The sequence below is a fragment of the Hydrotalea sandarakina genome (assembly GCF_003254115.1).
Lineage (GTDB): Bacteria > Bacteroidota > Bacteroidia > Chitinophagales > Chitinophagaceae > Hydrotalea > Hydrotalea sandarakina.
This window is the reverse complement of sequence record NZ_QKZV01000003.1, coordinates 397,701-411,275: the sequence shown is the minus strand read 5'-3', so window position 1 is coordinate 411,275 and position 13,575 is coordinate 397,701. Positions and strand designations below refer to the sequence as shown.

The following is a 13,575-nucleotide window of genomic DNA, read 5'->3' as shown; positions in this document are numbered from 1 at the left end:
TCATGCTTTTAAAACGAGAAGCATATCTATGAATCAAAAGCAATATGGTATTTTATCGTTGCCTGTAATTGTTGGTGCATTAGGCTATTTTGTAGATATATATGATTTATTATTGTTCAGTATTATCCGCGTTCCCTCTTTAAAATCGTTTGGTTTAACCGATGCTGCCATTGCCGAAGATGGATTATTTATTTTGAATATACAAATGATTGGGCTTTTATTGGGTGGCATATTATGGGGTGTATTGGGCGATAAAAAAGGTAGATTGAAAGTATTGTTTGCATCAATTATTTTATACTCACTGGGCAATATTGCCAATGGCTTTGTACAAACCGTTAATCAATATGCATTGGTGCGTTTTATTTCCGGTATTGGCCTTGCAGGCGAATTGGGTGCCGGTATTACTTTGGTAAGTGAATTGTTACCAAAAGAAAAAAGAGGAATTGGAACCTCGTTAGTGGCAGGTATTGGCCTTACCGGGGCTGTTTTCGCATTTTTTATTAAAGAAGAATTTGAATGGCGAACTTGTTATTTTATTGGAGGCGGATTGGGTTTGTTATTATTATTATTACGCGTTGGTGTATTAGAATCGGGTATGTTTCAATCCTTACAAAATAAAAATGTACGTAAGGGCGATTTTTTTATGTTGTTCTCTAGTCGAAAATATTTTTTCAAGTACATCAAAGCTATTTTAATTGGTTTACCAACCTGGTATGTGATTGGTATTTTAATTAGTTTTTCAAAAGAGTTTGGAGCACACATGCGCATTCAGGGAAATATTGATCCAGGAAAGGCAGTGATGTATGCTTATGTAGCTATTTCTATTGGTGATATATTGGTTGGCTTTTTAAGTCAGTTGTTGAAAAGCAGAAAGCAAGCTGTTTTAATATTTTACGGAATTACCGCACTTTCCATGATATGGTATTTTAACTTGTATGATAGCAATGTAAATATGCTTTATTTAGTTTCTGCAATTCTTGGCTTTGGTACCGGATTTTGGGCCATTTTTGTAACAATGGCAGCAGAGCAATTTGGCACCAATATTCGAGCAACGGTGGCCACAACGGTACCCAATATGGTACGTGGTTCATTAGTATTGGTTTCCTTATTGTTTACTGCATTGCAAACATATGCCGGTTATGTAACCAGTGCATGGATAACCGGAATTGTAGTAATGATAATTGCCCTGCTTGCATTATTATTTACAGAAGAAACCTTTCATAAAGATTTGAATTATGTTGAATAGGCAGTAATGTCTTCATTATCAATTTAATTCATTAATAGCAACACATTTGTTATTTAGAACTTATACCAATGTGTATGAAATGAATGTGTTGTTGGATAAATTTATGCTATGAAAATATTGGTCATTCGTTTTTCATCAATCGGCGACATTGTTTTAACTACACCTGTGTTTAGGTGTTTGAAACAACAATTGCCCGATGCTGAAATTCATTTTGTGAGTAAAATTCAATTTAAAGCTGTTACTGAGGCCAATCCATATATTGATTATTTTCATTACTATGAGGGTAATTTGTCGCTATTAATCAAGCGGCTAAAAGCTGAGAGCTTTGATTACATCATTGATTTGCATAAAAACTTTCGTTCATACAAAATACGTCAGGCATTACGTACAAAAGTTTTATCGTTTAAAAAGTTAAGTTGGCAAAAGTGGTTATTAACCCGTTTTCACATCAACTTTATGCCCGGCCGCCACATTAGTTTGCGGTGTTTGGATGCACTTGCACCATTGGGTGTATATGATGATGGGAAAGGGTTGGATTATTTTATTCCGCCACATGCAGTTTTAAAAGCAGGCGATTTACCGGTTTCGCACAGTGCCGGATATATTGCCATTGTTATTGGGGCATCTTACTATACCAAAAAATTACCTGTTGAAAAGCTGCAACAGTTATGTTCATTGCTAAACTATCCAATAGTATTGGTGGGTGGAAAAGAAGATGCCGCCATTGGGGCTTTAGTGGCCGGTGTTGACGAAATAAAAATTTATAATGCCTGTGGCAAATTTTCTCTTCATGAATCGGCTGATATTGTTCGGCAAGCCCATCTCGTTATTTCGCACGACACCGGATTGTTATACATTGCCTGTGCTTTTCAAAAAAAGGTTTTAGCAGTTTGGGGAGGTACTTCACCTGCATTAGATGTAGCCCCTTTTTATGGAACAGCTAACCATGGGCAGATAGAAAAATTAGCCCATAATTATGTAGTACCTAATTTATCGTGCCAACCTTGTTCTAATTTTGGTACACGTACTTGTCCAAAAAAACATTTTCATTGTATGGAATGGCAAGATGTTACAAAAATTGCCACTGATGCTTTAGAAAGGGTAACAAAAAAATAAGCCTCGTAAAAGTTTACGAGGCTCAATATTTAATAAGGCAATTATTATAATGTTTTTAATACATCATTCATGCTTCTAACTGCTGCAGCACTTTTTGCAAAAGCAGCTTTTTCCTCTTCATTTAAATCGAAATCTATAATTTTTTCCCAGCCATTTTTGCCAATAATAACAGGTACACCCAGGCAAATATCTTTTTGGCCATATTCACCTTCCAAGTAAACGCAACAGCTTATTAATTTCTTTTCATCACGTACAATGCTTTCAACCATTGAAGCACAGGCAGCACCGGGTGCATACCAGGCAGAAGTGCCAATTAATTTGGTTAAAGTAGCACCGCCTACCATTGTATCATTAATAATTTGTTGTTGTTGTTCTGCCGATAAAAATTTGGTTACAGGAACACTATTCCATGTAGCCATGCGAATTAATGGAATCATGGTAGTATCACCATGGCCACCCACTACTACCGCATTTAAATCGGCTGGGCTACAACCCAAGTGTTGACTTAATTGATAGCGGAAACGTGAACTGTCTAATGCGCCACCCATACCAATAACGCGATGCTTGGGTAATCCGGTTGCTTGTAGCGTTAAGTAGGTCATAGTATCCATTGGGTTGGATATAATGATGAAAATTGCATTGGGCGAATATTTCAAAATGTTTTCAGCTACACCTTTTACAATACCGGCATTTACGCCAATCAGTTCTTCTCTTGTCATTCCGGGTTTACGTGGTAAACCTGAAGTAATTACAACTACATCTGAGTTGGCAGTTTTCGTATAATCGTTTGTACTTCCGGTAATACGGGTATCAAAGCCCAATAATGCAGCGGTTTGCATCATATCTTGTGCTTTTCCTTCTGCAATACCCTCTTTAATGTCTAATAATACCAATTCCTGGCAAAGTTCTTTCCTGGCAATATTATCGGCGCAAGTAGCACCAACGGCGCCGGCACCTACAACGGTAATTTTCATAAATGTATATTTAAAAATTAGTGAATAAAATTTATTTTTAATTCAAATGCAGAGCTTCCATAATTTCCTGAGGGGAAGCTCCTTGCCTAAATTCTTTTACAAACTTGCCTTGCTTATTGTACAAAGCTATATAAGGTGTAAACTCTACTTTATAAAATGCCGGAATAAAATATTGTGGATCTCTTCCTGCAACAATATTCTTGTATTTGCTTAATCCATATTCGTAATAAAACTTTTTAATATCCGGAAAAGGGTGATAGCTTACCCAAACGAAAAATATATTGGATAAACTATCCATTTTTTTATTCAACTCTTTGGCTTCGTACTGGCAGTGGCCGCATTCCGGGCTAAAATAAACAATAGCTACAGGAATATTTTTGGGAATAGAACGGTTAGTAAACCAGGTACTGTCAGTAGTTAAAATTTGAAAAGAAGGAATGGTTGGATTTTTTAAGTAAGGTGGTAAACTGTCGTTGTTTTGCTGTGCATTTGCCATAATTGGATAAAGGCAAATCATGGTGAAAGCAATGAGAAGCTGCTTCATGTAAACTATTTTTAAGAGGTTTTAAATAAACGCACTATTCAAGTTTATTAAAATGTAAAGATACGAATAGCTGCATTGCCACTTATGGGCACGGCAAAATTAATTGAGAAATGTTGCCTGTATTGTTAAAATAAGCTTTGTTTTTGGGCATAAAAAAACCTGCAAAAATCATTTATTGAATTTTCGCAGGTTTGAACAACTAAATACCTCAACAACATTTATCCCTTATGTGCCATATTTTGTTTGTGTATTTGGCGGTCGGCACGTTTAATGGGATGCTTAACTCCCTCGCTTTGTAACTGTTTTTTGTCTTGATTAATGTCTTTTTGATCAGCGTGTATATCCTTGGTTAATTTTTTAGCTTTAGCAGTATTGCCATTTTCAATGGCTTTTGCACGTTCTCTTTTGTCTTTCCTTTCATCTCTGATATCGTGGCGCATATCTTTCATTCCTGATTTTACAGCAGGGTTTTGAGTAGTTGTTGTACTAGTGGTTGCGCCTGTTTGTGCCATTGCTGCTACGGTAAAAAATAAGCCGGAAGCGAGTAAAAAAACTGTTTTTTTCATGAGTTTCATTTTTTGTTTTTTTAAAAAGTGTTTTTATTTACAGACTTGCAGCAAACACAGAAGTTTATTTTGTAACAAATAATTTTTTTAAAAAGAATTGTTACAAGCACGCGAGTAAAGATTATTTACTTTCAAAAAGTTACTTACGAAAAAGAGGGTAGTTAAAGCTGGTTGTTTTTTGATGCTTCAATCATGCGCATTTCTTTTGCATCTTGTAAAAACTCAGATGCAAAAATAAAGTTGTTTAATAATGTGTCTTTACTAAATATAATATCCTTATTACTTCCTTCCCATTGTTTTCTGCCATTGTGCAGATAAATGATATGATCGCCAATTTCCATTACACTATTCATATCGTGTGTAACCACAATAGTTGTGGTTTTAAATTCATGTGTAATATCTTTAATTAGTTTGTCAATGAGTAGTGAGGTTTGCGGGTCAAGCCCTGAGTTAGGTTCATCGCAAAATAAATATTTGGGATTGAGTACAATGGCTCGTGCAATACCCACACGCTTTTTCATTCCCCCACTTAATTCGGCGGGATATTTTTTATTGGAACCTGATAAGTTTACTCTTGCCAATACCTCATCCACTCTTTTTTGTTTTTCCCCCATGGTTTGTTTAGAAAACATATCAAGTGGAAAACGAACATTTTCTTCAACAGTTTTAGAATCGAATAGGGCAGAACCCTGAAAAAGCATTCCTATTTGTTGCCTTAATAATTTTTTTTCGTGTTTATTCATGGTGAGCATGCTTTCACCACTGTATAAAACATCGCCTGAATCGGGCGTAAATAAGCCAACAATACATTTTGTTAAAACAGTTTTACCACTACCGCTGGTTCCAATAATCAGGTTGCATTTACCTGCTTCCATTTGGGCACTAATGTCTTCCAAAATGGTTTTATCGCCAAAGGCTTTGCGTATGTGGCTTATTTCAATCATAAGGCAAAATGCTTATAGAATAATTAACTGATTTTTCAACAGATCTTCGAAGCTATCGCTTTTTCTTATTAAATGTGCTTCATTGTTCAATACCAATACTTCTGCAGGTTTAAAGCGGCTATTATAGTTGCTACTCATTTCAAAACCATAAGCCCCGGCATTGTAAAAAACCAATAAATCGTTTTCTCTAACTTCATTTAAGGGTCTGTTCCATGCAAATGTATCAGTTTCGCAAATATAGCCTACAACAGAATAGTGATGTATGGGTCCATTGGGATTACTAATGTTTTGAATACGATGATAAGCATCGTAAAACATAGGGCGTATTAAATGATTGAACCCGCTGTTTACACTAACAAAAGTGGTTGCAGATGTTGGTTTCATTACATTAACCTGTGTAATGAAATACCCTGCTTCGCTAACCAAATATTTGCCGGGTTCAAACCAAACAGTTAAAGGTTGGCCATTGGGGTTAGGGTGAACCGCAAACGCTTTTTTAACTTCTTCGGCCAACAGTTGAATATTAGTGCCTTCTTCTTGTTCTTTATAAGGCACTTTAAAACCTCCACCTAAATCAATGTAAGAAAGGTGTTGAAATTTGGGTATTAAATCAAACAACACTTCAATGCCTTCTACAAAAACTGCCACATCCTTTATTTCACTTCCGGTATGTATGTGCAGCCCTTTGATAATAAGGTTAGTTTGATTAATTACTTTTAAAACTTCATCTATTTGATCAATAGGAATGCCGAATTTGCTTTTATTATGCCCTGTTGAAATTTTTAAATTACCGCCTGCCATAATATTGGGTCGTAACCGAATACCAACGGGGTAGGTATTGCCGTACTTCTTCCCAAATTTTTCCAGGTTGGCAATGCTATCAATATTAATGTGTACACCCGCTTCTGCGGCTTCTTCAATCTCGCTGAAGGCAATACCGTTTGAAGTATATAAAATGTTGCCTGCAGGAATTCCGGCATACAGTGCCAGCTTTACTTCATTAATAGAGCTACAATCAATATTACACCCTAAACTGCCAATATATTTTAATATGTTAACATTGGTTAATGCTTTGCATGCATAAAAGAAACGGGTATTGATGCCTTCAAATGCTTGTGTTAATTGTTGGTATTGCGCTTTAATTTTTTCCGCATGATACACATAAACCGGTGTACCATATTGCGTTGCAATAGATATTAAGGTTAGGTTATTCAGTTGCTGCATTTTGCGAAGATACAGCTTGAATGTAATGAGAATTAGTAAGGATTGTTTTATTCCTCAGAATTTTTAGCCGAATCTTCTTCGTTGTTTTCGGAATTTTCATTGTTGCTGTTGCCTTCATCATTCATCAGCAATTCACCCTGCTCATTTACAACAATGGTGCTATTTTCACTATCTTCTGCCGAAGCGGTATTGCTGGCAAAATCTTCAGGTTTAATGATGGTAGCATTCATGGCTTCATCGGCTAATACCTCTTTAATTTTGGGTAAATCGTTGGGTGAATTTATCCCAAAATAATCCATGAAATTTTTGGAAGTTGTATATAGTAACGGCTTGCCCGGAAGCGCTTCATTTCGGCCACTTATTAGGATAAGTTCTTTTTCTAAAAGTTTTTGAACACTATAATCGCTGTTTACGCCACGTATGGTTTCAATTTCACCTTTAGTAATAGGTTGTTTGTATGCAATAATGGCTAAGGTTTCTAAGGCTGCATTGGATAAGCGTTTTAAAAACTTATCACCATTTAATTGTACAACAGTTTTGTGATAGGCTTTTTTTGTTAAAAACTGCCATCCACCGCCGCTTTCAACAACCTCAAAAGCATAAAATTCCGACTGGTATTTTTCTTTAATAGCTTCTAAAGCTTGTTCTACCTGATCGGGCATTATGCGTTCCTCCATAAACCCCAAAGCATTGTTCACTAACTCTACCATTTCGGCAGCAGTCAGGGGTTTTTCGCTGGCAAAAATTAAAGCCTCTAAATGGGGTATAATTTCACTTAGTTCCACAAATGCTTAGTTGTTAAGGGCTGCTAAAATAACATTTTTTTCTTAACCCTGCAGCGCAGCTGCACCACTTACAATTTCGGTTAATTCGGTAGTAATGGCTGCCTGACGTGCACGGTTGTATGAAATGCGCAATGTTTTTAATAGTTCGTTAGCATTATCACTGGCCTTGTCCATAGCAGTCATTCTGGCGCCATGTTCACTTGCATGTGCGTCTAAAACAGCTTTATACAATTGGGTATTTAAAATTTTAGGCATTAATTCAGTTAATAATACCTCTTTTTCAGGTTCAAAAATAAAGTCGGCCTTTTGTTTACCCGATTGTTCAATTTTGGGAATGGGTAAAAATTGTTCAGCAACAAAACGCTGTGAAGCTGCATTTTTGAATTCGCTGTATACAATTTCAACTGCATCAAAAGTTTTGTTTACAAATGCTTTCATGGCAGCTTGAGCGGCTTCTTGAACTTGTTCAAAACTAAGGTGCAGAAAAATATCTTTATAGGTATCATTTGTATGGTATCCTTGTTTAGTTAAACTTTCGTACCCTTTTTTCCCGATATTCCAAATGCTAACGTTTCCTTTTTTGAATTGGGCTGCATATTTATCAGCAATAATTTGCTTGGTAAGTTTAACTACGTTTGAATTATAAGCACCGCATAAACCTCTGTCGCTGGTAATTACTATCAATAATACTTTTTCAACAGGGCGTTCTTCGGCTAAGGCTAAAGAGGTGCCGCCTTCCATATTACTCACAATATTGCTGAGCATTTCCTGCAATTTATTGGCGTAAGGACGCATTTGAATAATGGCATCCTGGGCTCTGCGCAATTTAGCAGCACTCACCATTTTCATGGCTTTTGTAATTTGCTGCGTACTTTGTACACTTTTAATTCGGTTTCGTACTTCTTTTAACTGACCGGGCATAGTTCAACTTTAAATTGGCTGCAAAAGTAGCAGATTGGAGTTAAATTCCCATCCTTCCCTAAAAAACTACTTAAAATTTTAATTACAGGTGCCAAACCAAGCCTACACCGCTATTGGTAGGTTCAAAATTCAGTTGGTTTAATTTTTTGCCATTTTGGTGGTGGTCAAAGTATTGAATTAGGTCAAAAATCAGCAAAAATCCACCCTGAACCATTATGCTGGTGCCATAGCCCTGGGTTTGGGGGTTATTAACGCGTAAGCCATGTTCTTTAAGATACAAGCCTGTAGTAATGTATGCGGCATCTAACCCTGTATTCAGTAATAGTAGTTTTTCAATATTTTGTTGTTGTTGCCAGTTTTTTTGGGCCGATACAGTATGTTTTAAGGCCTTTTTTGCACTTAAAATTCCTATGCCGGCAATGGCGGCATTGGCAACATTCCAGTAAACATTCATTTTAAAAAACGCTTGTGTGCTTCCGGTTGTACTGGCTGCGCTAATGCTGCTTTGTATAATGTTTACACCTGCCCATGCCCCTAACACGGTCATATTTCTTTTAATAATATTCTGTCTGTTTCTATAAACACTATCTGATAATTCCTGATTAGTGTTGCTGTTTATTTGAGCGTAACTTTTTTGGCAGAAAAAAATAACAATGGCAACCAATAATACTTTGTAACAAAAATTCAATGCGCTATTCATATAATTTATCCGTTAATAAACCAAGATTAAAAAAGTTCAAAATAAAAACTCAATTCGTTAAGTATTTGATAAAGCAGTATTATTGCGGTTAATAAAGTATTCAAAGTGGCAAATTAGTTACCTTTGATACTTATTTTTATGACAATTTGGCTAAATGCATTTTGTAGCATCCAATTTGAATAAAATTTTTATGCATCATCAGTTATTTTAAGTTATGTTGAAATTAATGTCGAAAATTTTAGGGGGAAACAAGAGCGAGAAAGATGTTCAGAAAATTCTTCCTATCGTAAACAAAATCAATCATTATTACGAGCAGTTTCATGCCCTTAGTAATGATGAACTGCGGAATAAAACAGTTGAATTTAAAGCAAAAATAAAGGCTCATCTTTCGGAAATTGACACCGAAATTGCTGAGCTGCAACAAACGGCCGATTCTTTACCGCCTCAAGAAATACATGAGAAAGATAAGTTATATCATAAAATTGATAAGCTGAAAAAAGACAGGGATAAACATATTGAAATTGTTTTAAATGAAATATTGCCCGAGGCTTTTGCTGTTGTTAAGGAAACAGCTCGTCGATTTAAAGATAATAGCACTTTAGTAGCTACTGCCACCGATTTAGACCGCGAGTTAAGTGTAAAAAAAGATTACATTTCTATACAGAATAACCAGGTAGTATTTAAAAATACATGGACTGCCGCAGGCGGACAAGTAGTTTGGAGCATGTTGCATTATGATGTGCAGTTAATAGGGGGTATTGTTTTACACCAAGGCAAAATTGCCGAAATGGCAACCGGTGAAGGTAAAACATTGGTTTCTTCTTTACCTGCCTACTTAAATGCTTTACCGGGTGAAGGTGTACATATAGTTACGGTAAATGATTATTTGGCACGTCGTGACTCAGAATGGAATGGCCCTATTTTTGAATTTTTAGGATTGAAAGTTGATTGTATTGATAAACACGACCCCAATTCGGAGAATAGAAGAAACGCCTATTTGGCCGATATTACCTTCGGTACCAATAACGAATTTGGTTTCGATTATTTGCGCGATAACATGGTGCACTCTCCCAATGAAATGGTGCAACGAAAATACCATTACGCTATTATAGATGAGGTTGATAGTGTTTTAATTGATGATGCTCGTACACCTTTAATTATTTCCGGTCCAATTGGAAAGCAGGATAACATAGAACAATTTTTTGAACTTAAGCCTAGAATTGAAAAATTGGTTGAAGCACAAAAAAAGGCAGTTAATCAATTTTTGAATGAAGCAAAGAAAAAAATTGCCGAAGGCAATGATGACCCTAAAGACGGGGGCTTATTATTATATCGTGCTTTTCGTGGTCTTCCCAAAAATAATGCACTCATTAAATACCTGAGTGAACCCGGCATTCGAATGAAATTGCAGAAGGCCGAAAATTATTATTTAGCCGATCAGTCTAGAGAAATGCACATTGTTGATGCCGAATTATATTTCTATATAGATGAAAAAAATAATTCGGTTGAATTAACCGACAAAGGCATTAACCTTATTACAAGGTCGGGCGAAGATCCTCATTTCTTTGTGTTGCCTGATATAAGCGTTGGGCTTGGCGAAATTGAAAACAACAAAGAAATTTCTGCTGAAGAGAAATTACACAAAAAAGAAGCATTAATTAATGAATATACACAAAAAGCCGACCGCATACATACCGTACACCAACTGTTAAAGGCCTATACATTATTCGATAAAGATGTTGAATATGTAGTGATGGATGGACAGGTGAAAATTGTTGATGAACAAACCGGTCGTATTTTAGATGGAAGGCGTTATTCAGATGGATTGCATCAAGCCATTGAAGCCAAGGAAAATGTGAAAATTGAAGCTACTACACAAACCTATGCCACCGTTACTTTACAGAACTACTTTAGAATGTACCATAAACTGGCCGGTATGACCGGTACTGCTCAAACCGAAGCAGCAGAATTATGGGACATTTACAAGTTGGATGTAGTAACTATACCCACCAATAAGCCACTTATTCGTAAAGACAATAATGATTTGGTATATAAAACCAAGCGTGAAAAGTTTGGAGCTGTTATTGATGAAATTGTGAAAATGAACAAACTGGGTCGTCCGGTTTTAGTTGGTACCACTTCAGTTGAAGTAAGTGAATTGTTAAGTAGGATGTTACGCCAAAAACAAATTCCACATAATGTATTGAACGCTAAACAACATGCTAGAGAAGCACAGGTAATTGCTGAAGCCGGTATGGCAGGTGCCATTACCATTGCAACAAATATGGCGGGTAGAGGAACGGACATTAAATTAGGGCCGGGTGTTGCAGAAGTGGGTGGACTAGCAATTATCGGTACGGAACGTCATGAATCGCGTAGGGTTGATTTGCAATTGCGTGGACGGGCAGGTCGCCAAGGTGATCCGGGTTCTTCTGTTTTCTTTGTTTCTTTAGAAGACGATTTAATGCGCATGTTTGGCAGCGACCGTATTGCCAAAGTAATGGAATTTGCCGGTTATAAAGAAGGTGAAGTAATTCAGCACAGTATGATTACCAAATCTATTGAACGTGCACAGAAAAAAGTAGAAGAAAACAACTTTGGTATTCGTAAGCGTTTATTGGAGTATGATGATGTAATGAACAAGCAACGCACGGTTATTTACACCAAACGTAACCATGCTTTGTTCGGTGAACGTTTAGCATTGGATTTAGATAATGCATTTTACAGTGTTGCCGGCGAAATTATTAATGGGTTTAAAGCTGATGATGATTTTGAAGGTTTGCGTTTGGCTTGTATTGTTCATTTTGGTACCGATACCAATATTACACCGGAAGAACTGAACAAAATGTCGGCCGAACAGTTAACGGAAAAACTTTACAATCAAGCCATTAGTAATTATCAAAACAAAAAAGCCGAATTAGCTGCTGAAACTTTACCGGTTTTTAAAAACATTCGTCAACAACAAGGCGCACATATTGAAAATGTAATTGTTCCTTTTAGCGATGGCCGCAAACAATTACAAGTGTTGGTAAACATGCAAAAAACACTTGATACCAACGGTGTTGAATTGGTGAATGCATTAGAGCGCTGGATAACTTTAGCCTTTATTGATGAAGCTTGGAAAGAACATTTAAGAGCCATGGACGACCTGAAGCAAAGTGTACAAACAGCAGCATATGAACAAAAAGACCCACTGGTAATTTATAAAGTTGAAGCTTTTAACCTGTTTAAACAAATGGACAGTGAGGTAAATAAAGATATTGTTCAGTTTCTTTGTTTAGCTACTATACCAACACAGGAAGGAGAAGCAGTTCGTGAAGGTCGTCAGCAAAAAACAGATTTAAGTAATATGCGTACTCGCAAAGAATCTGTTGATGGTACAACTACTGAAGATGATTATTACGATCCTACGCCTGTAAAGCAAGAACCCGTAAAAGTAGGTCCTAAAATAGGTCGCAATGATCCTTGTCCTTGTGGTAGCGGAAAAAAATATAAAAACTGCCACGGTAAAGAAGCATAATCATATTTGTCATTTTAGTGGGGTTATAAGCTTACAGGCTTTTAACCCCTTTTTTATTTACATTTGAAAAAAATTAAACTTGCTATATGCCTGCTGTAACAGCATTTTTACCCGATTTTAGAAATACGCCTCAAATTGATCATGTTGGTGTGGAAGAACGTGCTGCACGTTTTACCAAGCGTAGTATAAAAACTGAAAGTAAAGTTGAAGGCTTAAAGTTGGCTTTAAACATGATTGATTTAACCACGTTGGAAGGAAAAGATACCGATGGAAAAGTAAAGCAGTTATGTTATAAAGCCATGCATTTACATGATGCCTACCCGGGCTTACCAACGGTAGCGGCTATATGTGTATATCCCTCAATGGTAGCGGTAGCTAAAAAAGCCCTACAAGGTTCAAATGTAAAGGTTGCTGCTGTTGCTACTGCCTTTCCCAGTGGTCAGGCATCTCGCGACGTAAAATTGCGCGATACCAAATTTGCCATTGATCAAGGTGCCGATGAAATAGATATGGTAATAAGTCGCGGCAAATTTTTACAAGGAGAATACAATTTTGTATTTGATGAAATAGCTGCCATTAAAGAAGCTTGTGGTAATGCTCGTTTAAAAGTAATTTTAGAAACAGGTGAGTTAGTAACTTACGATAATGTGCGCCGTGCCAGTGAAATTGCCATGTATGCCGGTGCCGATTTCATTAAAACCTCAACCGGCAAAATTCAGCCTGCTGCAACAATGCCTGTAACATTAGTAATGTTAGAAGCAATACGCGACTTTTATTATCGAACCGGGAAAAAAATTGCCATGAAACCTGCCGGTGGTATTTCAAAAGCTAAGGCTGCATTGCATTACTTGGTAATGGTGCAGGAAACTTTGGGAACCGATTGGTTAAGTAATGAATGGTTTCGCTTTGGTGCCAGCAGTCTTGCCAATGATGTATTAATGCAACTGGAAAAAGAACGCACCGGTGTATACCAGGCAGCAAATTATTTCTCTATAGATTAAGTGTATTTGAATTTAAAAAATTATTAATAAAAGC

Annotated in this window: 12 protein-coding genes; 4 read left to right on the top strand and 8 right to left on the bottom strand. The window is 36.6% G+C overall.

Features of this window, described 5'->3' with window-relative positions; translation table 11 throughout:
- The first annotated feature begins 28 nt into the window (after window positions 1-28).
- A complete protein-coding gene (locus LX80_RS06985) occupies window positions 29-1,246 on the top strand; it encodes an MFS transporter (RefSeq protein WP_111294605.1) in 1,218 nt (405 codons plus the stop codon).
- A 108-nt stretch (window positions 1,247-1,354) separates the two neighbouring features.
- Window positions 1,355-2,362 (top strand): glycosyltransferase family 9 protein, encoded by a 1,008-nt coding sequence (locus tag LX80_RS06980; RefSeq protein ID WP_111294603.1) that lies wholly within the window; start codon window positions 1,355-1,357, stop codon window positions 2,360-2,362.
- Between the two features lie 44 nt (window positions 2,363-2,406).
- Here the strand turns inward: LX80_RS06980 and mdh are convergent, their stop codons facing one another.
- From mdh to LX80_RS06940, 8 genes are all read right to left on the bottom strand, one after another.
- Complete coding sequence (mdh, locus tag LX80_RS06975) at window positions 2,407-3,336, bottom strand: malate dehydrogenase (RefSeq protein WP_111294601.1); 930 nt, start codon at window positions 3,334-3,336, stop codon at window positions 2,407-2,409.
- A gap of 37 nt (window positions 3,337-3,373) precedes the next feature.
- Window positions 3,374-3,880, bottom strand: a complete 507-nt coding sequence (locus LX80_RS06970) for a TlpA family protein disulfide reductase (protein ID WP_146250408.1) — start codon at window positions 3,878-3,880, stop codon at window positions 3,374-3,376.
- Between the two features lie 218 nt (window positions 3,881-4,098).
- Window positions 4,099-4,446 carry a hypothetical protein gene (locus LX80_RS06965; RefSeq protein WP_111294597.1) on the bottom strand — a complete coding sequence of 116 codons (348 nt, stop codon included), beginning with the start codon at window positions 4,444-4,446 and terminating at the stop codon, window positions 4,099-4,101.
- 161 nt (window positions 4,447-4,607) lie between these two features.
- Window positions 4,608-5,390 (bottom strand): ABC transporter ATP-binding protein, encoded by a 783-nt coding sequence (locus LX80_RS06960; RefSeq protein ID WP_111294595.1) that lies wholly within the window; start codon window positions 5,388-5,390, stop codon window positions 4,608-4,610.
- A gap of 12 nt (window positions 5,391-5,402) precedes the next feature.
- Complete coding sequence (gene lysA / locus LX80_RS06955) at window positions 5,403-6,614, bottom strand: diaminopimelate decarboxylase (protein WP_111294593.1); 1,212 nt, start codon at window positions 6,612-6,614, stop codon at window positions 5,403-5,405.
- Window positions 6,615-6,661: 47 nt separating this feature from the next.
- Entirely contained in the window at window positions 6,662-7,399 is a 738-nt protein-coding gene (gene scpB, locus LX80_RS06950) for an SMC-Scp complex subunit ScpB (protein ID WP_111294591.1), read from the bottom strand.
- Between the two features lie 42 nt (window positions 7,400-7,441).
- The gene (gene atpG / locus LX80_RS06945) at window positions 7,442-8,320 is read right to left on the bottom strand and encodes an ATP synthase F1 subunit gamma (protein WP_111294589.1); all 879 of its coding nucleotides are present in this window, start codon (window positions 8,318-8,320) and stop codon (window positions 7,442-7,444) included.
- An 82-nt stretch (window positions 8,321-8,402) separates the two neighbouring features.
- Entirely contained in the window at window positions 8,403-9,020 is a 618-nt protein-coding gene (locus tag LX80_RS06940; RefSeq protein ID WP_111294587.1) for a DUF6992 family protein, read from the bottom strand.
- A gap of 226 nt (window positions 9,021-9,246) precedes the next feature.
- On the opposite strand from LX80_RS06940, the gene secA reads away from it, so the two are divergent.
- Both secA and deoC read left to right on the top strand, forming a co-directional pair.
- Entirely contained in the window at window positions 9,247-12,540 is a 3,294-nt protein-coding gene (gene secA, locus LX80_RS06935) for a preprotein translocase subunit SecA (protein WP_317046465.1), read from the top strand.
- An 86-nt stretch (window positions 12,541-12,626) separates the two neighbouring features.
- Window positions 12,627-13,541: a deoxyribose-phosphate aldolase gene (deoC, locus tag LX80_RS06930; RefSeq protein WP_111294583.1), complete on the top strand. Its 915-nt coding sequence runs from the start codon at window positions 12,627-12,629 to the stop codon at window positions 13,539-13,541.
- Window positions 13,542-13,575: the final 34 nt, after the last annotated feature.